The organism is Kitasatospora dryopteridis (assembly GCF_050749075.1).
In the GTDB taxonomy this organism is placed as follows: Bacteria; Actinomycetota; Actinomycetes; order Streptomycetales; family Streptomycetaceae; genus Kitasatospora.
Window position 1 is genome coordinate 5396457 of sequence record NZ_CP192749.1, and the last position, 21592, is coordinate 5418048.

18 protein-coding genes are annotated in these 21592 nt (G+C 72.6%); 16 read left to right on the forward strand and 2 right to left on the reverse strand.

What is annotated here, in order from left to right; all coding sequences use genetic code 11:
* Positions 1 to 13 precede the first annotated feature (13 nt).
* Positions 14 to 1426 (reverse strand): hypothetical protein, encoded by a 1413-nt coding sequence (locus ACQ614_RS24410; protein WP_431680790.1) that lies wholly within the window; start codon positions 1424 to 1426, stop codon positions 14 to 16.
* A 140-nt stretch (positions 1427 to 1566) separates the two neighbouring features.
* Between ACQ614_RS24410 and ACQ614_RS24415 the strand changes: the two genes are divergently transcribed.
* From ACQ614_RS24415 to ACQ614_RS24480, 14 genes are all read left to right on the forward strand, one after another.
* Positions 1567 to 1893 carry a hypothetical protein gene (locus ACQ614_RS24415; RefSeq protein ID WP_363490923.1) on the forward strand — a complete coding sequence of 109 codons (327 nt, stop codon included), beginning with the start codon at positions 1567 to 1569 and terminating at the stop codon, positions 1891 to 1893.
* An 88-nt stretch (positions 1894 to 1981) separates the two neighbouring features.
* Positions 1982 to 2215, forward strand: coding sequence for a helix-turn-helix domain-containing protein (locus ACQ614_RS24420; protein ID WP_431680791.1), 234 nt, complete (start codon positions 1982 to 1984; stop codon positions 2213 to 2215).
* 2 nt (positions 2216 to 2217) lie between these two features.
* On the forward strand, positions 2218 to 2754 hold the full coding sequence (locus ACQ614_RS24425; protein WP_431680792.1) for a Clp protease N-terminal domain-containing protein: 537 nt from the start codon (positions 2218 to 2220) through the stop codon (positions 2752 to 2754).
* A 339-nt stretch (positions 2755 to 3093) separates the two neighbouring features.
* Positions 3094 to 4743: a sensor histidine kinase gene (locus ACQ614_RS24430; RefSeq protein ID WP_431680793.1), complete on the forward strand. Its 1650-nt coding sequence runs from the start codon at positions 3094 to 3096 to the stop codon at positions 4741 to 4743.
* Entirely contained in the window at positions 4743 to 5156 is a 414-nt protein-coding gene (locus ACQ614_RS24435) for a roadblock/LC7 domain-containing protein (RefSeq protein WP_431680794.1), read from the forward strand. Before ACQ614_RS24430 ends, ACQ614_RS24435 begins: the two co-directional genes overlap by 1 nt.
* Positions 5153 to 5515, forward strand: coding sequence for a DUF742 domain-containing protein (locus tag ACQ614_RS24440; RefSeq protein ID WP_363490913.1), 363 nt, complete (start codon positions 5153 to 5155; stop codon positions 5513 to 5515). The genes ACQ614_RS24435 and ACQ614_RS24440 overlap by 4 nt, the downstream gene beginning before the upstream one ends.
* Complete coding sequence (locus ACQ614_RS24445) at positions 5496 to 6122, forward strand: GTP-binding protein (RefSeq protein ID WP_431680796.1); 627 nt, start codon at positions 5496 to 5498, stop codon at positions 6120 to 6122. The genes ACQ614_RS24440 and ACQ614_RS24445 overlap by 20 nt, the downstream gene beginning before the upstream one ends.
* Positions 6119 to 7366, forward strand: coding sequence for a cytochrome P450 (locus tag ACQ614_RS24450; RefSeq protein WP_363490909.1), 1248 nt, complete (start codon positions 6119 to 6121; stop codon positions 7364 to 7366). Before ACQ614_RS24445 ends, ACQ614_RS24450 begins: the two co-directional genes overlap by 4 nt.
* 23 nt (positions 7367 to 7389) lie before the next feature.
* Positions 7390 to 8622 carry a cytochrome P450 family protein gene (locus ACQ614_RS24455; protein ID WP_431680797.1) on the forward strand — a complete coding sequence of 411 codons (1233 nt, stop codon included), beginning with the start codon at positions 7390 to 7392 and terminating at the stop codon, positions 8620 to 8622.
* A gap of 259 nt (positions 8623 to 8881) precedes the next feature.
* A complete protein-coding gene (locus ACQ614_RS24460) occupies positions 8882 to 10243 on the forward strand; it encodes an ABC transporter substrate-binding protein (RefSeq protein WP_431680798.1) in 1362 nt (453 codons plus the stop codon).
* A gap of 79 nt (positions 10244 to 10322) precedes the next feature.
* Positions 10323 to 11336, forward strand: coding sequence for a carbohydrate ABC transporter permease (locus ACQ614_RS24465; protein ID WP_431680799.1), 1014 nt, complete (start codon positions 10323 to 10325; stop codon positions 11334 to 11336).
* Entirely contained in the window at positions 11333 to 12289 is a 957-nt protein-coding gene (locus ACQ614_RS24470) for a carbohydrate ABC transporter permease (protein ID WP_431680800.1), read from the forward strand. Before ACQ614_RS24465 ends, ACQ614_RS24470 begins: the two co-directional genes overlap by 4 nt.
* A gap of 218 nt (positions 12290 to 12507) precedes the next feature.
* The gene (locus tag ACQ614_RS24475; RefSeq protein WP_431680801.1) at positions 12508 to 15618 is read left to right on the forward strand and encodes an Ig-like domain-containing protein; all 3111 of its coding nucleotides are present in this window, start codon (positions 12508 to 12510) and stop codon (positions 15616 to 15618) included.
* A gap of 767 nt (positions 15619 to 16385) precedes the next feature.
* Positions 16386 to 17831, forward strand: coding sequence for a DUF4153 domain-containing protein (locus ACQ614_RS24480; protein ID WP_431680802.1), 1446 nt, complete (start codon positions 16386 to 16388; stop codon positions 17829 to 17831).
* 91 nt (positions 17832 to 17922) lie between these two features.
* On the opposite strand, the gene ACQ614_RS24485 is transcribed toward ACQ614_RS24480, so the two are convergent.
* Positions 17923 to 19470: an MFS transporter gene (locus tag ACQ614_RS24485; protein ID WP_431680803.1), complete on the reverse strand. Its 1548-nt coding sequence runs from the start codon at positions 19468 to 19470 to the stop codon at positions 17923 to 17925.
* 401 nt (positions 19471 to 19871) lie between these two features.
* Between ACQ614_RS24485 and ACQ614_RS24490 the strand changes: the two genes are divergently transcribed.
* Together ACQ614_RS24490 and ACQ614_RS24495 are read left to right on the forward strand one after the other, a co-directional pair.
* Positions 19872 to 20453: a TetR/AcrR family transcriptional regulator gene (locus ACQ614_RS24490; RefSeq protein WP_431680804.1), complete on the forward strand. Its 582-nt coding sequence runs from the start codon at positions 19872 to 19874 to the stop codon at positions 20451 to 20453.
* 226 nt (positions 20454 to 20679) lie between these two features.
* The gene (locus ACQ614_RS24495; RefSeq protein ID WP_431680806.1) at positions 20680 to 21363 is read left to right on the forward strand and encodes a ribonuclease HII; all 684 of its coding nucleotides are present in this window, start codon (positions 20680 to 20682) and stop codon (positions 21361 to 21363) included.
* The last annotated feature ends 229 nt before the right edge of the window (positions 21364 to 21592 follow it).

Consider the following 21592-nt stretch of genomic DNA (forward strand, 5'->3'; position numbering starts at 1 on the left):
TTCGTCGTGTCCGTCAGCGGGTGGTGCTCAGGGAGGGGAGGGGCCATTCGCGGTGGAAGGCGGGGAGGGGGAGGTCGGCCTTGAAGAGGGGGGTGCCGAGGATCTTGATCTGGGCGTAGAGCCGGCCGTTGATGTCGAGGCCGGCGGTGTTGGTCCAACTGCCCTCGACGTGCGGGGGCTTGCCGGTGGTGTCGAGGGTGACGCTGCCGGCGACCTGGGTGCGCAGGTAGGGCTCGATGCCGGCGGCGACGCCGACGGTGTTGTAGAGGCCGACGGAGGCCTCGGCGGTGAGGCCGGTGCGCAGGGCGGCGTTGCCGCTGAGCCTGGCCCGGACGGGGCCGACGGTGGTGGTGCCCGGGTCGGCGGTGGTGGTCCAGCCCTTGCCCTTGGCGTAGTCGGCGTGGACCGACCAGGCGCCGTCGAGGTTCTGTTCGGCCTCGACGGTGAGCTTGCCGTCGGCGCCGACGGTCAGGTAGCAGGTGAGGTCGAGGTTGACCACGACCGGGAAGCCCGCGACGGTCAGGACGGGGCTGGCGCTGAGCTTGGCGAGGGGGACGCGCAGCGGGGTGGGGTTGGCGGCGAGGGTGGCGCTGACCTTCCAGTCGGCGTGGGCGCCGAGGCCGAAGCCGACGCGGGCCTTCTCGATGCCGCCCTTGAGGATGCCGCGGCCGTCGTAGGAGAAGTCGACGGAGGGGTCGAGCCGGATGCCGGCGGCGAGGTCGGCCTTGGCCCCGCCGGGCAGCGGGACGCTGGTGCTGGCGTCGAGGGAGAGCTGGGCGGAGGCGGTGCCGTTGCCGCCGCCGGGGCGGGCGGTGAATCCGACCTTGAGGTCCTTGACCAGGGGCTGGACGCGGATGCCGTGGGCGTCGATCGCGGTGTGCTGCTCGGTGGCGGTGGCGCCGAGCAGTTCGGCGACCTCGGCGGGCCGGGTGGTGACCTCGACGCGGTCGCCCTCGGTCTTCTGCACGCCGGTGACGGCGACGAGCGCGCCGCGGGGTGCGGCGGGGGTGGGCGGGCTGGCGATCAGCTGGCCGGTGCGGACGGTGTCCGGTGCGGCGGTGGCGCTTGCGCCCGGGGTGTGCGAGGGGCCGGTGCTGCGCGGGGTGCCGGTGGGCTTGGCGGCGGCTCCGGTGCGGAGGGTGGCGCGGCCGCTGGCGGGGTCGTAGGCGAGGAGGGCGACGGCCTTCCCGGTGCCGGCGGCCGGCTTGCCCGAGGCGGCCGGGGTGGCGACGGCGGCGGCCGGGGTGGTGGTGACGGCCGGTTCGGTGCTGCTCGGGGCGGTGGCCGCAGGGGCCGGCGCGGTCTCCGTGGTGAGGGCCGCGGCGGCGAGGGCCGGTTCGGCGGCGGGTGCGGAGGCGGCGCAGCCGGTGGCGGCGAGCAGCAGGGTGGCGGCCAGTGCGGGGAGCGCACGGGAGCGTATCGACATGCGGAGGGTTCGCCTTCGAGGTGGTGAGGGCAGGTTCAGGCCGGACGGGGTGGTCGACCGGCGTATTCCTTGACATGTTACTGACGAGTCATCGGTTGGACGAAAGTGACGCAGGCTCAACTTCTGGAGGTGGATGCCGGATGAGCTTCGGATGGCATGCCCGGCGGGTGGCGGATTCGAGGCTGCCGCTGCGGGTGAGGGTGGCGGCGCTGCGGTCGTGCGTGCAGCTGTATCGGCCGCTGGGGTTCCACGGGACGCTGGACCGGCTGGCGTGGCTGGCCGGCCCGTTCCAGCGGGACGAGGCGGCGCTGCTGCGGGCGCTGGCGGTGCTGGAGGAGGACCGCGGGCGCTGGCTGGCGGAGTTGGACGACTATGCGCGGTCGCGCCGCACGGGCAAGCGCTGCGGGCGACGGGTGCCGGGGGAGGGGGAGCGCAATCCGAACGACCGGTCGTACTGGTCGGTGTGAGGGCGGGGTGGCCGTCGGGACTCGCCCGCCGAAGGCCGATCTGTCAACAAAGGTTGACAAGCGCGCGGTGTCAACCTAGGTTGACACCATGAGCGAGACGAGACAGCTCGCCGCAGATGCGGGCAGCCGCGACCCTGCGATCGGCCTGCGGGCCGTCCGGGCGCTGCGGGACCTGGCCGACCGGCTGGAGGACCTGCAGGTCGGCAACGCCCGCGCGCAGGGCTGGTCCTGGCAGGAGATCGCGGCCTGCCTGGGCGTCAGCCGGCAGGCGGTGCACAAGAAGTACGCCAAGAGGATCTTCGGTTCGAGAGGGGAGGACTGACCGTGTTCGAGCGGTTCACGGACGGCGCGCGACGCGTCGTCATGCAGGCCCAGGTGGAGGCGCGCGAGCTGGGCCACGAGCGGGTGGGCACCGAGCACCTGCTGCTCGGCGTGCTGCACGACCCGGCCGATCCGGTGGCCGCCCTGCTGGCCGCCGACGGCTTCGACCACGGCACCGCCCGCGCCGAGATCCTGCGGCTGGCCGGCGGCGGCGTCGACGGCCGGGCGCTGGCCTCGATCGGGGTCGACCTGGACGCCGTCCGGGCGGCGGTGGAGTCCTCCTTCGGTGAGGGCGCCCTGGAGCGCAGGCCGGCCGACGGCCGCCGCGACAAGCCCCGCCACCGGCTCTCCGCCCACGCCCGCAAGACCCTGGAGCTGTCGCTGCGCGAGGCCCTGCGCCTCAAGCACAAGGAGATCGCCACCGGCCACATCCTGCTCGGCCTGATCCGCGAGGGCCAGGGCACGGGTGCGCTGGTGCTCTCCGGTCACGGCCTGGACTTCGCCAAGCTCCGGCGGGACGTGGAGGCCGTCATCGGCTGACCGCCGCGCCGCGCCGGCGGGCCGTACGCGGGCCCGCGGCCGGCGCCGCGCGCACCGGAGCACCCGGGGCCGTCCCGCATGGCGGGACGGCCCCCTCGCGTCCGCCCGGCCGTGCGGCCCGTGGACGGCCCCTGTCCCGCCCGGTTACCGGGTGGTACGGACGCGGAGCGTCAGCCTGTGCGACTGTCCGTCAACTCGCCCATTGAGTCGAAAAGCTGAATGGATATGATCTGGCGACCGCGTGTACCGATCAAATGACCGGTGCGCGCCCGGCTGTGCGTACCGCCGGTCCGCCCGGTCGCCCTGCTCCGCCGCCGACGCCGCACGAGGATCAGACAGATGAGAGCTCGCACGCGCCCCGCCCGGGCGGCGTACCAGGGACCGGACGGCGGGCTCGCGGTCCGTGCCGCGGCCGGGATGCTCCTCGGCGCGGGAGCCGCTGCAGCAGCCGTCGTCCTCACCCCCACCGCCCACCGCGCCGCCGTCGCGGGCGTGTCCGCGGTCGCCGCACTGCTCTGGTGCTGCCTCGTCGGGTACGCCGCCAAGCTGGGTGCCCGCGCCCGCACCGCCGAGAGCAGCCTCTCCGCCGCCCGCCGCGAACTCGCCGAGACCGGCGCCGCCGCGGGCTCGCTGCACACCGAACTCACCGCCGCCCACACCACCGCGGGGGCGCTGCGCGCCGCCCTGGCCAACGCCCAGGCCGAGGCCGGCGAGATCCGCGCCGACCTCGACCGGGCCCGCGCCGCCGAGCAGACGCTGCGCACCGAACTCGCCGCCCTGCACGAGGCGCACAGTGCAGCCGTCCGCGAGCGCACCGAACTCGCCGCACTCCGCGACCAGGTGCTGCCCCAGGTGGTGGAGCGGCTGCGCGCCGGCGCCTCGGTGGACACCGCGCTGGCCGGCCACGACCTGCCCGCGCACCACGCACTGATGCGCACCGTCGCCGAGGCCGTCGCCCGCGGCGAGCGCCAGCGCGCCGCCGCACTCGCCGTCTGCGCCACCGCCGCCGGCCGCGTCCAGGCACTGGCCACCAGCATGCACGCGGAACTCCGCGACATGCAGCACCGGCACGGCGAGGACGTCCTCGGCGACCTGCTCGTCCTCGACCACTCCACCGCCCAGGTCGGCCGGATGGCCGACTCCATCGCGGTGCTCACCGGCGCCCGCTCCGGCCGCCGCTGGACCAAGCCGATCGGCGTCGAGTCCGTGCTGCGCGGCGCCCTCGGCCGGATCGGCGCCTACCAGCGGGTGCGGCTGCACAACGCCTCCACCGCCGCGGTGGCCGGCTTCGCCGCCGAGGGCGTGATGCACGTCCTCGCCGAACTCCTCGACAACGCCGCCAACTTCTCCGCCCCGCCGGCCGAGGTGCACGTCTACGTCGAGGAGGTGCACTCAGGCCTGGTCGTCACCGTCGAGGACGGCGGCCTCGGCCTCAGCGAGAGCTGGCTGCGCCGCGCCGAACAGGCCGTCTCCGCACAGCCGCTGGACCTCAGCGCGCTCTCCGCCGGCACCCGCCTGGGCCTCGCCGTGGTCGGCTCGCTCGCCCGCAAGCACGGCCTGTCGATCTCCTTCCGGCCCTCCGCCCGCGGCGGCACCGGCGTGGTGGTGCTGATCCCCGAACAGCTCGTCAGCCACCCCGCACCCGCCCTCGCCAGGGCGCTCGCCGCCGAGCGGCAGGCCGCCGCGGCCGCACCCGCCACCCCGCCCCGGGCCGCCGGACGCCCCGCCCTGGAGCCGGCCCCGGCCCCCGCCCGCAGCGGCGGGGCACCCACGGACGACGCCGGCAGCGACACCCCGCCCGCCGGCCGGGCCCTGCCGCAGCGCCGCCGCGGCCACACCCTGGCGGCCGCGGCCCCGGCGGCCGCGCCCACCCCGGTGAAGCACCCCGACCGAGCCGGCGCGGCCCTCTCGGCGGCCCGGTTCGGCGCGTTCCGCAAGGCCCTGCAAGGGGCCGAGTCCCCCGATGCCCATCCGAAGGACGATGCCTGATGAGCAGCAGCACCGACCGCGACCTCGACTGGCTGCTGGAGAACCTGCTGGCGGTCACCCCCGGCGCCCGCCACGCCCTGGTGCTCTCCGCCGACGGCCTGAAGCTCTGCCACACCTCCGGCCTCGGCACCGACCGGGCCGACCAGCTGGCCGCGATCGCCTCCGGCATGCAGAGCCTCGCGCACGGCGCCTCCATCGAGTTCGGCGACTCGACGGGCGGGGTGCGCCAGTCGATGACCGAGTTCCACGGCGGCATCCTGTGCATCGTCGCCGCCGGTGAGGGCGCCCACCTGGCGGTCGTCACCGACGACGACGCCGACGTCGGCGTCGTCGGGCACAACATGCACGGGCTGATCGAGCAGATCGGGGTGTTCCTCAGCGCCCCGCCGCGCGAGATCGAGGCCGGGGTGTGACGCGGCCGCTGCCCGGCCGGGACGAGGACCCGGACCGGCTCTACACCGTGACCCGTGGCCGCAGCCGGCCCCCGGAGCACGCCTTCGACCTGGTGACGCTGATCGTCACCGAGCAGGAGCCGGTGCCCGGCATGCAGTCCGAGCACGCGCGCATCCTCACCCTGTGCGCCACCCCGACGGCGGTGGTCGAGCTCGCCGCCGAACTCGGCCTGCCGGTCAGCGTGGTGAAGATCCTGCTGGGCGACCTGCTGGAGGCCGGCCGGATCACCGCCCGCCACCCCAGGTTCGCGCCGTCGAAGGCGCGGCTGCCCGACCTCGACACGCTGAAGCAGGTACTGCATGGTCTCCAACGGCTCTGACACCCTCGCCCCGGCCGGCAGAACGCCGCTCAGCAGCACCGCCGCCAACGGCCTGAAGATCGTCGTGGTCGGCGGCTTCGGCGTGGGCAAGACCACCCTCGTCGGCTCGGTGAGCGAGATCCGCCCGCTGAACACCGAGGAGACCATGACCCGGGCCGGCGAGGGCGTCGACGACCTCACCGGGGTCCGGGGCAAGCGCTCGACCACGGTCGCCTTCGACTTCGGCCGGATCACCCTCGGCGCCGAGAACGTCCTCTACCTCTTCGGCGCCCCCGGCCAGGAGCGCTTCTGGTTCCTGTGGGACCGGCTGTTCAGCGGCGCCCTCGGCGCCGTCGTCCTGGTCGACACCCGCCGGCTGGAGGAGTCCTGGTACGCCATCGACCGCCTCGAGCACCACGGCACGCCGTTCGTGGTGGCCCGCAACAACTTCGGGCCGCCGGAGCACACCCTCGCCGAGGTGAGGGCCGCCCTCGACCTCGGCGACCACGTCCCGCTGGTGGAGTGCGACGCACGGGACCGCGAGTCGAGCAAGCAGGTGCTGATCGAACTCGTCCGCCACCTGCACCGCATGGCCGAGGCCGAGGCCTCCGGAGAGGACACCCCGTGACCGAGCCCGTGACCACCCCGCCGCCGGGCTGCCCGGCGCACGCCGACGCGGCCCCGCTCTACGGGCCGCGCTTCCAGACCGACCCCGGCGCGCTCTACCAGGAGCTCCGCGACCGGCACGGCCCGGTCGCCCCGGTCGAGCTCGCCGGCGGCGTCCCCGCCTGGCTGGTGATCGGCTACCGCGAGCTCCAGCTGGTCACCGGCCAGCCCAAGGTCTTCGGCCGGGACTCCACCCGCTGGAACCAGTGGCCGAACATCCCCGAGGACTGGCCGCTCAAGCCGATGATGGCCCCCGTCCCGTCGATCCTGTACGCCGAGGGCGCCGAGCACCAGCGCCGCAGCGCCGCCGTCACCGACGCGCTCTCCGGAATCGACCCGTACGAGCTGCGCATCCACTGCGAGGAGGTCGCCGACCGGCTGATCGACGGCTTCGCCGGCCGCGGCGAGGCCGACCTGGTCGCCGACTACGCGCACCGGATGCCGCTGCTGGTGCTGTGCAAGCTGTTCGGCCTCGACGAGGACGAGGCCCCGGTGCTCATCCGCGGCCTGCTCGCCATGCTGGACGGCGGCGCCGACGCCCAGGAGGGCGCCCAGCAGCTGCTCGCCGTGATGCTCGGACTCGTCGAGCGGCGCCGCGGGAAGCCGGCCAACGACCTCACCTCGCGGCTGCTCGCCCACCCGGCCGGGCTGGGCGACGAGGAGGTCATGCGGGACCTGCGGGTGCTGCTGATCGCCGGCCACCAGCCCTGCGCGTACTGGATCTCCAACGCCCTGCGGCTGATGCTCACCGACGAGCGGTTCGCGGCCTCGCTGTCCGGCGGCCGCCGCTCCATCGGCCAGGCGCTCGGCGAGGCCCTGTGGGAGGACACCCCCACCCAGATCTTCGCCGGCCGCTGGGCGACCCGGGACGTCCAGCTCGGCGGCCAGCGGATCGCCAAGGGCGACATGGTGCTGCTCGGCTTCGCCGGGGCCAACGCCGACCCGTCCGTGCGCCAGGAGTCCGGCCGGCCCGCCGAGGGCAACCGCGCCTACCTGAGCTTCTCCTACGGCGACCACGGCTGCCCGTACCCCGCCCGGGAGGCCGCCGAGGTGATCGCCAACACGGCGATCGAGGTGCTGCTGGACCGGCTGCCCGACCTGCGCCTCGCGGTGTCCGAGAGCGCCCTGGTGTGGCGACCCTCGGCGTGGGTGCGCGGACTGATGGCGCTGCCGGTGGCGTTCACGCCCGGCTACGTGGGCGAGTGACCCGAGAAGGAGGAGGGGCAGGGATGACCGAAGCGATCACGGCCGCCGCGCCGAGCACGGCCGCGCCGCTGGTGATGGACCCGCTGGCGCGCGACAACGCCGCCGAGGGCGCGCTGCTGCGCGCCGCCGGGCCGGTGGTGCCGGTGGAGCTGATGGGGGTGCACGGCTGGGCCGTCACCCGGCACGCCGAGGCCCGGCAGCTGCTGACCGACACCCGGCTGGTCAAGGACGCCTCGCACTGGGCGGCCTACCAGAAGGGCGAGGTGCCGAAGACCTGGCCGCTGATCGGCCTGGCCGTGCCCGGACCGTCCATGGTCACCACGGACGGCGCCGAGCACCGCCGGCTGCGGGCGATCGTCGCGCAGGCCTTCACCCCGCGCCGGGTCGAACTGATGCGGCCCAGGATCGAGGAGATCACCGCCGAACTGCTCGACCGGGTCGCCGCCGCGGGGCCGGTGGTCGACCTGAAGACGGTCTTCGCCTTCCCGCTGCCCATGTCGGTGATCGGCTGGCTGCTCGGCGTGCCCGAGCACGACCACGCCTACATCCGCGAGCTGTACGAGCGGTTCTTCTCCAGCACCACCAGGCCCGCGGACGTGCCGGCCACCATCGCCGCGCTGAACGCCTTCGTCGCCGACCTGGTGGCCCGCCGCCGGGCCGAGCCCGGCGACGACCTGATCAGCGCCCTGCTCACCGCCGACGTCGAGGGCGGCGCGCTGACCGACGCCGAGGCCTCCGCCACCCTGCGGGTGATCATCGCCGCCGGGCACGAGACCACCGTCAACCTGATCACCAACGCCGTCCGTGCGCTGCTCGCCCATCCGGACCAGCTGGCGCTCGCCCGTTCGGGTGAGGTGGCCTGGTCGGCCGTGGTCGAGGAGTCGCTCCGCTGGACGCCCCCGACCAGCAACTTCCTGTTCCGCTTCGCCGCCGCGGACATCGAGGCCGGCGGCACCGTGATCCCCGCCGGGGACGCCGTCCTGATCTCGTACAACGCGATCGGCCGCGACCCGGTGCAGCACGGGATCACCGCCGAGCTGTTCGACATCACCCGCGACGCCGGCCGGCACCTGTCCTTCGGGCACGGGCCGCACGTCTGCCCCGGCTCGCCGCTGGCCCGCCTGGAGGCGTCGGTGGCCCTGCCGGCCCTCTTCGAGCGGTTCCCGGACCTCGCCCTCGCCGTGCCCGACGGCGAACTGCAACCGAACCCCACCATGGTGGTGAACAGCCTGCGCGAGCTGCCCGTCCGGCTCTGAACCGGTTCCGGAGGGCCGGTCCGCCACCGGCCCTCCAGCACAACCGGATTACGACCGGGACACCGCGCGATGAAGGTCGAACGCGCACCTTGGCGTGCGGTAACCGGTGAGTTAACGTCTTCAAGCCAGCGAAGTCGCTGGGTACAGCTCGATCAACCGGTTCAGCGCAGCGTTGTTGTGTCCCACCGCCGGCATCTCGGGGTGCCCTGGCCAGGAGGAGCGCATTGACCACCACCACGATCGCCTGTGAGGCCCGCCGATGACCCCAATCCAGCGGCGGCGACTGCTCGCCGCCCCCGCCGTGCTCGCCCTGGTTCTGACCGCGGCATGCTCGAACAGCTCCTCCAAGGACGGCGGCGGGACGTCGGCAGCGCCCACGCTCACCGGTGACTGCGCCAAGTACCAGGCCTACGCGGGCCACTCCGGCACCAAGGTGACGATGTTCGCCTCGATCCTCAGCCCGGAGTCCGACTCGCTGGAGAAGTCCTGGGCGGAGTTCAGTTCTTGTACGGGCATCAAGATCTCGTACGAGGGCTCCAACGACTTCGAGTCCCAGCTCCCCGTGCGGGTCAGCGGCGGAAACGCCCCCGACTTCGCGATCATCCCTCAGCCCGGCCTGCTCGCCCAGATGGTGAAGACCGGAAAGGTCGTCAAGCCGCCGGCGCAGACCGTCGCCAACGAGGACAAGTGGAGTCCGGTCTGGAAGACCTACGGCTCCGTCAACGGCACCTTCTACGCGGCGCCGATGAGCGCCAACATGAAGTCGCTCGTCTGGTACTCGCCGAAGGCCTTCAAGCAGGCCGGCTACGAGGTCCCGAAGACCTGGGCCGACCTGATGGCCCTCAGCAACAAGATCGCCACCTCCGGCGGCGCCAAGCCCTGGTGCGGCGGCATCGCCTCCGGCACCGCCACCGGCTGGCCGGCCACCGACTGGGTCGAGGAGGTCGTCCTCGGCACCTACGGCGGCGACGTCTACGACCAGTGGGTCAGCCACAAGGTCAAGTTCAGCGACGAGAAGATCACCACCGCGATGAAGACGGTGGCCGACTGGATGCAGAACCCGGCCTGGGTCAACGCCGGCATCGGCGACGTGAAGTCGATCGCCACCACGACCTTCCAGGACGCCGGCGCGCCGATCCTCAGCAACAAGTGCTACATGCTGCAGCAGGCCTCGTTCTACCGCGCCCAGTGGCCCAAGGGCACCAACATCGGCCCTGACGGCGACATCTTCGCCTTCCACCTGCCCGCCGTGAACCCGGCGGTCAACAGCCCGGTCGAGGGCGGCGGCGAGTTCCTCGCCGCGTTCTCCAACCGCCCCGAGGTGCAGGCGGTGCAGAACTACCTGTCCACCAGCGACTGGGCGAGCAGCCGGGTCAAGGTCGCCTCCGGCTGGGTCTCCGCCAACCAGGGCGTGGACAAGAGCCTCTACACCGACCCGATCGACAGGCTCTCCGCCGAGGCGCTGACCGACCCGGCCGCCACGTTCCGCTTCGACGCCTCCGACCTGATGCCGGCCGCCGTCGGCTCCGGCCAGATGTGGAAGTCGTTCACCGCGTGGTTCGCCGAGGGACAGGCCATTCCGAAGGTGGCGGCTGACATCGACGCGGCCTGGCCGCAGTAACGGCAGCCGCCCAGGGCAGCGCGGGTCCCACCCACCCGCGCTGCCCCCTCCCCATGTCCGCCGAGGAAGGACCTTCCGCATGCCTGCGGCCACCGCTGCCGTGCACCTCGCCGACTCGGCGTGGACGGACGCGACGATCAAGTTCACCAACACCGTCGGAGCCGTCGCCGGCTTCCTCGGGGTGCTGCTCCTGATCTTCTACGCGGCCGGCCGGGCCACCGGCCGGTTCGCCCGGCCGCTGGCCGTCCTCGTCATGGTCGGCCCCGCCCTCCTGCTGCTGCTCGTCGGCCTGATCGTGCCGCTGATCCGCACCGTCTACCTGAGCTTCTACAACGACGACTCCACCAAGGCCGTCGGCGCGGACAACTACGGCTGGGCCCTCACCACCGAATCGATCCACCAGGTGCTCTGGAACACCTTCCAGTGGCTGGTGGCCGCCCCGCTGGTCGCCACCGGCGCCGGCCTGCTGCTCGCCCTCATGGTGGACCGGCTGCGCGGCCAGGCGATCTACAAGTCGCTGCTGTTCATGCCGATGGCGATCTCCCTGGTCGGCGCCTCCATCATCTGGAAGTTCGTCTACGAGGACCGCGACCCCTCCCAGCCGCAGATCGGCCTGCTCAGCCAGCTCGCGATCAGCCTCGGCTGGGACGACCCGCCGAACTGGATCCTCTCCCACCCGCTGAACAACTACCTGCTGATGATCGTCATGATCTGGGTGCAGACCGGCTTCGCCATGGTCGTCCTCTCCGCCGCGATCAAGGCCATCCCGGACGAGATCACCGAGGCCGCCCGACTCGACGGCGCCCGCGGCCTCCAGCTGTTCCGCCACGTCACCGTGCCGATGATCCGCACCACCCTGATCGTCGTGCTCACCACGGTGATGATCACGACCCTGAAGGCCTTCGACATCGTCCGCACCATGACCGGCGGCAACTTCGGCACCCAGGTGCTCGCCAACGAGATGTACTCGCAGTCCTTCGTGCAGTTCAACGTCGGACGCGGCAGCGCCCTCGCCGTCATCCTCTTCCTGGCCGTGATCCCGCTGGTGGCCTACAACATCGTCCAGCTGCGCAAGGAGCGTGAGCACCGATGAGCGAGCAGCTCGCCCCGGCCCCGCAGCCGGGAGAGGCGGACGGCACGCCCCCGGTGAAGGCCGTCCGCCGCGCCTTCAGCAGCCCGCTGGCCTCCATGCTGATGATCGTCGTCACCGTGCTCTGGACGATCCCCACCATCGGCCTGCTGATCACCTCGCTGCGCCCCGAGGAGGACGTCTCCAGCAGCGGCTGGTGGACGGTCTTCAGCGACCCCAGCCTCACCCTGGAGAACTACCACACGGTGCTCTTCGAGGGCGGCTTCGGCGTCAGCGGCGGCCTGATGCCGTACCTGGTCAACTCGCTGGCGATCAGCATCCCGGCGACGGTCTTCCCGCTGGTGCTCGCCGCCATGGCCGCGTACGGACTGGCCTGGGTGAAGTTCCGCGGCAGCGACGTTGTCTTCTTCCTGATCTTCGCGCTGCAGGTGGTGCCGCTGCAGATGGCGCTCATCCCGCTGCTCCAACTGTTCTCCGGCGGCGCGCACATCGGCTCGGTCACCATCATCCCGGCCTTCGACCTCAGCGGCACGTACGCCCCGGTCTGGCTGGCGCACACCATGTTCGCCATGCCGCTGGCGATCTTCCTGCTGCACAACTTCATCGCCCAGCTGCCGCGGGACGTGATGGAGGCGGCCGTCGTCGACGGCGCCACCCACTTCAAGATCTTCCGCTCGATCGTGCTGCCGCTGTGCGCCCCGGCGCTGGCCTCCTTCGCGATCTTCCAGTTCCTCTGGGTGTGGAACGACCTGCTGGTGGCCCTCACCTTCGCCGGCGGCACCCCCGAAGTCGCCCCGATGACCGTCCGGCTGGCCCAGCTCACCGGCTCCTTCGGCGGCCGCTGGGAGCTGCTCACCGCGGGCGCCTTCCTGTCGCTGATCGTGCCGCTGATCGTCTTCTTCGCGCTCCAGCGGTACTTCGTCCGCGGCCTGCTGGCGGGCTCGGTCAAGGGCTGAGGAACCCCGGGCGGCCGTTCTCCGCTCCGGCCGCTCTCCTGCTCCGGTCGTTCCCTGCTTCGGCCGCCCTCCTGCCCGGCCACCGCACGACCGGTTCCTGACGGTGCGTGACATGGTCCGGGAATGTGGGGATTTCGAGGACGCGCAACCCGTACAGCCGGTACACCGGTAGCGGCGATTCCGCCGACTGTCCGGTTGTCCGACTTGTGGGGGATGGCGTGAGGTTCAGAAGACGTCTGGCGTGCCTGGTGGCCGCCGTGCTGGCGGGGGCCGTCCTGGCCGCCGCACCCGCGGAGGCCGCGGGCACGGCAACCCTCGGCAACACCGCGGTCGGCTCGGCCACCGACTCCGGCGACTCCAACTACATGAACACCTCGCGCTTCGTCACCGGCGCAGGCGGAGGCGCGCTCAACAGCATCAGCGTGCACGTCGGCGCGGTCGGCGCCGCGCCCAACAACCAGTACCAGGTCGCGGTCTACACCGACGCCGCGGGCAAGCCGGGCGCGCTGGTCGCCAACAGCGCCTCCGGCACCCTCACCGCCAACGCCTGGAACACCCTGCCGCTGTCCGGGACGCTCACCGCCAACACCGCCTACTGGCTCGCCTACAACAGCAACGGCGCGAGCGCGGCCGTCAACAACCTGCACTACAGCAGCGGCGGCACCAGCGGGTACTCCACCGGCGGCGCCCCCTTCGGCACCTGGCCGGCGGCCTTCGGGGCGAGCAGCACCATGAGCGCCACGTTCTCGATCTACGCCACCTACACCCCCGACGGCGGCGGCACCACCCCGCCCGGCAGCGGCCCCGGCGCCGAAGGCCCGATCCTGCTGGTCGGCAACGCGGCGAACCCGTACACCGCCTACTACACCGAGATCCTCAAGGCCGAGGGCCTCAACTACTACAAGCAGACCGACCTGTCGGCGGTCACCGCGGCGATGCTCGCCTCCTACGACGTCGTGCTGCTCGGCGAGAACGCCCTCACCCCGGCCCAGGTCTCCATGTTCACCACCTGGACCAACGGCGGCGGGCGGCTGATCGCGATGCGCCCCGACAAGCAGCTCGCCGGGCTGCTCGGGCTCACCGCCACCACCGGCACCCTCGCCGACGCCTACCTGAAGATCGACACCACGGCCGCCCCCGGCGCCGGCCTCACCGCCGACACGATGGGCTTCCACGGCACCGCCGACCGCTGGACGCTGAACGGTGCCACCGCCGTCGCCACCCTCTACGACGACGCCGCCACGGCGAGCACCAACCCCGCCGTCACCCTGCGCACCGTCGGCACCGGCCGCGCCGCCGCCTTCACCTACGACCTCGCCAAGTCCGTCGTCCAGACCCGCCAGGGCAACATCGCCTGGGCCGGCCAGCAGCGCGACTCCACCGACGGCTACGAGGCCAGCGAGATGTTCTTCGGCACCAACGGCCAGCCGAACTGGAACAACCTCGACAAGGCGCTGATCCCGATCGCCGACGAGCAGCAGCGGCTGCTCGCCAACCTGATCACCCTGATGGACTCGGCGAAGAAGCCGCTGCCGCGGTTCTGGTACTTCCCGCGGGACGTCAAGGCGGTCGTGGTGATGACCGGCGACGACCACGGCATCGGCGGCACCGTCGGCCGCTGGGACAGCTACATCTCCCAGTCGCCGGCCGGCTGCTCGGTCGCGGACTGGGAGTGCGTGCGCGGCTCCTCGTACATCTACACCAACGACCCGATGACCCCGGTGCAGGCGCAGTCCTACACCGACGAGGGCTTCGAGGTCGGCGTGCACGTCACCACCGCCTGCAAGCCGTGGGGCACCACCGCCAACCTGCAGACCCTCTACAACGACCAGCTGACGGCCTGGAAGGCCAAGTACGGCTCGCTGCCGAACCCGTCGAGCAGCAGGACGCACTGCGTCGAGTGGGACGACTGGGCGACCCAGGCCAAGACCAAGCTGGCCAACGGCATCCGGCTCGACATGGATTACTACTACTACCCGTCCGCCTTCGTGCAGGACCGGCCCGGCTACTTCAACGGCACCGGCATGATCATGAAGTTCGCCGACACCGACGGCAGCGTCATCGACGAGTACCAGGCCACCACCCAGCTCACCGACGAGTCCGGCCAGTCCTACCCGTCCACGGTCACCACCCTGCTCGACGGCGCCGTCGGCTCCAAGGGCTACTACGCGGCGATCGGCGCCAACATCCACACCGACTTCGCCGCCTCCAGCGCCTCGGACGCCGTCGTCGCGGCGGCCAAGGCCCGCGGGGTGCCGGTCGTCTCCGGCCGGCAGATGCTCACCTGGCTGGACGGCCGCAACGGCTCCGCGTTCTCCAAGCTCGCCTGGAGCGGCTCCTCGCTCACCTTCGACATCACCGGCGGCACCCGCGGCCTGCGCGCCATGGTGCCGGTGAACTCCGCCTCCGGCACGCTCACCGGGATCGCCAGGCAGGGCCAGGCGGTGCCGTACCGGATCGAGACGGTCAAGGGTGTTGCCTACGCCTTCTTCGACGGCGCCGTCGGCTCCTACACCGCCAGCTACGGGCAGGACACCACCGCGCCCACCGTCACCGGCGCCACCCCGGCCAACGGCGCCACCGGCGTTCCGGCCGCCGGCACCGTGAAGTTCTCCTTCAGCGAGCCACTGGACGCCGCGACGGTCACCTCCTCGGCGCTCACCCTGAAGACCACCGGCGGCGGGACGCCCGTCGCCGGCACCGTCAGCTACGACGGGGCCACCAGCACCGCCGTGTTCACCCCGAGCGCCGCCCTGGCGCTGACGACCGGATACACCGCCACCGTCCAGGGGGTGAAGGACCTGGCCGGCAACACCCTCGCAGGCCCGGTGAGCACCGCCTTCACCACCGCGGGCGCACCGCCCAGGACGATCGGCTCCAGCACGGTCGGCACGCTGACCGACGACACCGACTCCAACCACCTGAACGGATCCAAGGTCACCACCGGGTCCTCCCCGGTGCCGCTCACCTCGCTCAGCGTGCACGTCGGCGGGGTCAGCGCGGCGCCCAACAACCAGTACCAGCTGGCCGTCTACAGCGACAACGCCGGCTCGCCCGCGAACCTGATCGTCTCCACCGCCTCCGGCACGCTCACCCCCAACGCCTGGAACTCGCTGCCGGTCTCCGTCACCCTCGCCGCCAACACCACCTACTGGTTCGTCTACAACAGCAACGGGACGAGCTCCACGGTGAACAACATGCACTACTCCACGGGCGCCGCCGGCTCCGGCGCCTACAGCAACACGGTTGTGCCGTTCGGCACCTGGCCGGCCGCCTTCGGAACGGCGGTCAAGGACAACCTCGTCTACTCGCTGTACGGCGAGTACTGACGATCCTTCGGGCGGGCCGCCCCCGACGGCCGTCCAGTGCGGGGCGCTTGTGTCACAACTCTGTGACACAAGCGCCCCGCGGCACTTTTGAACCTGTTCAGAAATGCTCCCGGAGGCCTAGAGTCACGGTCACCACCGCGGGGCTGCCAGTCGGCTGCCGCGTGTTCCGCGACGCCTGAGGGGGACTCATGCCGACACCGCCAGAAAACACGCCACCGCCCGTGCCCGGGAAGGGGCCTGCCGGGGGTGCCGGGGATTCCGGAGGTTCAGAGGGCTCCGGGGGCTCGCCTGCGGCCGACATCGGGGCTGGGGCCGGGGCGGGCGGAAAGGACGGCGGCGGCCCGGGGGCCTCGGATTCGGGTGCCACCGTGCCGGGTGCCCGGGCGGGGTCCGGCGGCGGCTCCGGTGCCGAGCTCCGAAAGGCGGGAACCGTTCCCGAACCGAAGGCTGCTGTCGTGGGCTCGGCGCCCGGTTCCGGTACCGCGTCCGGTTCCGCGCCCAAGGCCGGTGGTACAGGTGCAGGTGCGGCTTCCGGTGCCGCGCCCGGCCCGGGTGCAGGTGCAGGTGCCAGTGTTGGTGCAGGTACGGCTGCCGGTGTCGGGGCGCCCCGGAGCGCGGGCCCTGCCGCCGGTCCTCGGCCGGGCCCCGGACCCTGGCCCGGTGCAGGCCCCGCAGCCGCAGGTGTCTGGCGGCCGCCGCCGCCGGCCCCGTCGCCTCTCTGGCACACCGTCACGGCCCCGACGCGGCCCGGGCTCCCGGGGCTGGGCGTGGTCGCGGCCGGTGTCGCCTCCGGCCTGCTGGCCGCGGCCCTGCTCAGCGAGGGGCTGGGTGTCAATGTGCTGCTGTGGGCGCTCGTCGGTGCGATTGCCGCCGGTCTCGCCGCGCACGCCACCGGGCGCAGGGTCCGTCTCTGGACGGTGGTGTGGACGGTCGCCGCGCTGACGCTGCTGCTCGTCCCGGCACTGATCGAGGCCTCCTGGCCGGTGGTACTGGCGCTGCTCGCTGCGGCGGGCGCCGGATCGATCGCCCTGCACGGCGGGAAGCGCTGGCCCGGCGTGGTGCTCGGCGCTCTCGGCGTGTGGTCGCACCTGATCCCCGGCCTGGCCTGGTCGGTGCTCGCGCTGCGCAACCGCCAGTACCCGGCGCGGGACCGGGTCGTCTCCGTGGTCAAGGCGGTGGCGGTGTCGCTGGCGCTGCTGCTGGTCTTCGGCGCGCTCTTCGCCAGCGCCGATGCCGCCGTCGCCGAGCTCCTGGGCGACCTGATGCCGAGCATCGACGCCGACGACCTGCCGATGCGGCTGCTGCTCTTTGCGGTCGGTCTGCTGGTGGCGCTGGCCGCCGCGCACACCGCCGCCGCGCCGCGCCGGTTCGACCGCTTCCCGGCGAAGCCGGGCCGCGAGCGGGGGCGCCTGGAGTGGGCCCTTCCGCTGACCGCCCTGAACCTGCTCTTCGGTGCGTTCGTCGCCGTCCAGGCCGCGGTCTTCGTCGGCGGTTACGAGTCGGTGATGCGCAAGCCCGGCGTGCTCCCCGCCGAGTACGCCCGCCAGGGATTCTGGCAGCTGCTGATTGTCACCCTGCTGGTGCTCGTCGTCCTCGGGCTCGCCCGCCGCTGGGCACCGCGCTCCACCGCCGGCGACCGACTGATGGCCAAGAGCCTGCTGTCGCTGCTGTGCACCCTGACCCTGGTGGTCGTCGCCTCCGCCCTGTACCGGATGCACCGTTACGTGGACAACTTCGGCCTGACGCGGCTTCGGATCTCGGTGGCCGCGGTGGAGATCTGGCTGGGTGTCGTCCTGGTACTGGTGCTGGTCGGCGGCCTGGTCGCCACCGCCCGCTGGCTGCCGCGGGCCGTGGTGCTGAGCGCCGCCGCCGCGACCGCGGTCTTCGGTCTGATCAGCCCGGACGCACTGATCGCCGAGCAGAACGTGCACCGCTTCGAGCAGTCCGGCCGGATCGACGTCGGCTACCTGCGGGACCTCTCCGCCGACGCCGTGCCCGCCCTGGACCGGCTGCCCGAGGACCAGCGCATCTGCGCCCTGCAGAAGATCGCCTCGGACCTCGACGCGGAGCACCTGCCCTGGTACGCCACCAGCCTCGCCGAGGCCCGCGCCCGGGAGATCCTGCGGGACCGCCCGGTGCCCCTCACCGGGAGCAGCTCCTGCCTCCGGGTCGGCGTCCGTACGGACCGGCTCTACGGCGAGTACGACTACTGACCGACCGGTGCGGCCCCCGTCGGCACGGCTGACGGCGGGCCGGATCCTCCGATCCGGGTGGCGGGCCGACGGCCCGCCACCCGTCGGTGCGTCAGAGGGCCACGCCGGCGGCTCCCTCCGAGGGCAGGTCACTCGCCTTGGCCTTCACCACGACGAGCGACACCACCAGTGCGACGACCGCCAGCGCGGCACCCACGATGAACGCCTGCCCGATGCCGTGCGCCAGCGTCTCGCTGTACGCCGCGCTGCCGACCGGGAACTCGTGCGTGCGCTGGAACAGCTGCGCCTGCTCCGGGCTCGCGCTCTGCAGGAAGCCGGGCACGAGGTCGGTGGCCTTGGACTTCGCCGCGGTGCTGAACACCGTGGTCAGGATCGACAGGCCGAGCGCGCCACCGATCTGCTGCACCGAGTTCAGCAGGCCGGAGGCCGCGCCGGTCTCCTGGTTCGGCACGCCGGACACGGCGATCAGCATCACCGGGACGAAGATCAGGCCCATGCCGAAGCCGAAGATGACCGTCGGGCCGAGGATGCCGTCCACGTAGCCGCTGTCGGCCTTGAGCTGCGTCAGCCAGGTCAGGCCGATCGCCACCAGAGCGGCGCCGCCGGCCATGAAGACCTTCGGGCCGAGCTTGGCCTGGAAGGCCGAGGCGATCTGCGCGGCCACGATGATCGAGGCGCTGATCGGCAGGAACGCCACGCCGGCCTTCAGCGGGCTGTAGTGGATCACGGTCTGCACGAAGATCGTGATGTAGAAGAAGATGCCGAACATCGCCGCGGCGAGGCAGAGCATCATGATCAGGCCGCCGGTGCGGTTGCGGTCGCGGAACAGGTGCAGCGGGGTGATCGGCTGCGCCGTCCGCCGCTCGATGACCACGAAGGCGGCCATCAGCAGCACGCCCGCGGCGAAGGAGACGAGCGTCAGCGCGTCGCTCCAGCCGTCCGAGGCGGCGCGGATGAAGCCGTAGACCAGGGCCACCAGGCCGACCGTCGAGGTCAGTGCACCGGGCAGGTCGAAGCGGCCCTCCGTGCGCTCCGACTCGGTGATGTACATCGGTGCGGCGATCGCGATGAGCGCGGCGATCGGCACGTTGACGAAGAACACCCAGCGCCAGTCGAGGTATTCGGTGAGCAGGCCGCCGGCCAGCAGACCGATCGCCGCACCCGAGCCCGCGACGGCCGAGAACACGCCGAAGGCGCGGTTGCGCTCCGGCCCCTCCTCGAAGTTGCTGGCGATCAGCGCGAAGGCCGTCGGCGAGCAGATCGCGCCGCCGAGGCCCTGCAGGGCGCGGGCGAGGAGCAGCATCGTCGAGTCCTGCGCCAGGCCGCCGAGCAGCGAGGCGAAGCCGAACAGCAGAGTGCCCACGATGAACACCCGGCGCCGGCCGAGGATGTCGCCGAGGCGGCCACCCAGCAGCAGCAGGCCGCCGAAGGCGAGGGTGTACGCGTTGATCACCCAGGAGAGGGTGGTGTCGGAGAAGCCGAGGTCGCCCTTGATGTGCGGCAGGGCGATGTTCACGATCGTCGCGTCGAGCACGACCATCAGCTGGGTGGCCGCGATGACGGTGAGGGTGACGCCCTTGCGCGGGCCGCGCCCGGCTTTCGTCGGTGTCGGTGTACCGACCGTGTCGGAGATTGCCACGTGATTGCCCCCTGTTGGTCCCCGCACCGTGGGGTGGTGCGGGAGAGATGCGCCCTGACGTGCGAGGTTGTAACCCTCGCCGGCGGCCGGCCCCGGCCGCGCGGGCACTGTTAAGGAACGGACTCGTTCACTATCATGTGGACGATATCGGCTGACGATTGTGAACGCAAGCGTTCTCTAGGGTGGTGACGATGGATCAGCTGGTGCGGCGCCAGATGTCTGACGAGCCGTCGGGTGGGGTGTTCCCGGCGAGATGTGCGCCGGTCGCACCCGGCGGCGCGACGCGGGCCGTACCGCCCCCGGCGAGCGCCACGCCCCTGCCGCCCCTCGAGGGCGTCGGGTCCGGCGCTGCGCCCGTGCCCGACGCCGTGCCCGGTGCCGCCTCCGGGGAGGCCGGTGCCGTGACCGCCGTGCCGCGGCGGCGCGGCCGCGCACTGGAGGCCGCGATCTTCGAGGCCACCCTCGAGCTCCTCACCTCGGGCGGGTTCGCCCGGCTGACGATGGAAGGCGTCGCCGGGGCCGCGCAGACCGGCAAGGCCGCGTTGTACCGGCGTTGGGCGTCGAAGGCGGATCTGGTCGTGCACGCCCTGGGGGCCACTCTGCCACCCCCCGCGGACATCCCCGACCTCGGGTCGGTCCGTTCGGAGTTGCTGCAGCTCATGGGCAGGCTCGGCGGGATCATGAACTCCCCGGCCGGGCACGCCATCCGCGTCCTGATGGCCGAGCTCGACCACGAACAGGCCCTCGCCTTCAAGGACTTCCTCGACGGCCGGGTGCTCCGCCCGGCCAACGCCGCCGTGCTGGCCATCCTCGGCCGCGGCGAGCGGCGCGGCGACGTCCGCCGGGGCGCGGCCACCCCGATCGTCGCCGACGTCGCACCCGCGATGCTGCTCTACCGCGCCAAGGTCTGCGACGGCCCCCTCGACGAGGACTTCTGCGGGGACCTGGTCGACCAGGTGCTCATCCCGATGGTCCGGCCGTAGGGGAACGGGCACCCGTCAGGGGCGCGGGGAACCGCGCAGGCCGAGTGTCCGGACGGCGCGGGACGGGCCGTGATCTGCGGGGCGGCCCGCATCCGAATCGCGCGGTTCTCCCCAGCCTTCGGCCGGGAGGTGCCCCCACGCGCCCCCGGGCGGGTGTGCCCGTGTGCCTCGGGGGTGTACCCGGGGACGTAGGCTGGTGCTGCCGGAGCGACACGAATGGACCGCCATGCCCTACGACCCCCCGACCCACTCGGTCGAGCGTTCGCTGCGCCGGGCCGGAGCCGGCGTCGTGGCCGGTCTGGACGAGGTCGGCCGCGGTGCCTGGGCCGGCCCGGTCACGGTCGGTGCCGCGGTCACCGGGCTGCGCCGCCCGCCGGAGGGCCTCACCGACTCCAAGCTCCTCACCGTGAAGCGGCGCGAGGCCCTCGCCCCCGTGCTCGCGGACTGGGTCACCGCGTACGCGCTCGGCCACGCCTCCCCGCAGGAGTGCGACGAGCTGGGCATGACCGCCGCGCTCCGGCTGGCGGCCGAGAGGGCGCTCGCCGCGCTCCCGGTCCGCCCCGACGCCGTCATCCTCGACGGCAAGCACGACTACCTCGGCGGCCCCTGGCGGGTCCGCACCGTGATCAAGGGCGACCAGTCCTGCGTCTGCGTCTCCGCCGCATCCGTCCTGGCCAAGGTGCAGCGCGACCGGATGATGGCCGAGCTCGGCGCCGACCACCCCGCGTACGGCTTCGGGGACAATGCGGGCTACCCCTCGCCGGTGCACCGGGTGGCGCTGGAGGAGTTCGGCCCGACCGCCGAGCACCGGCTGTCCTGGGCCTATCTCGACGCGCTGCCGCGCTGGCGCCACCTCAGGCGCTTCCGCGAGCCCGAGCCGGTGGACGAGCAGCTCACGCTGGGTTTCTGACGCTCTGTCGGCCTGCCGGAGGCCCGTCCGAACGCTCCGTCGGGCGCCCAACAGGTGGGGCGCCCGTGCGCATCCGACCGGCATTTGATAGACATCCGGGTATGCCTGTCTTCCCCGAGGAGCCGGAGATTCACGAGAGTATCCCGGGCCCCGGCGTTCCCTTCCCCCACAAGTCGGACGCATCCAGCCCCCGTACGCCTTCCGCCAACCCCGCTGCCTCCGGCGTCGT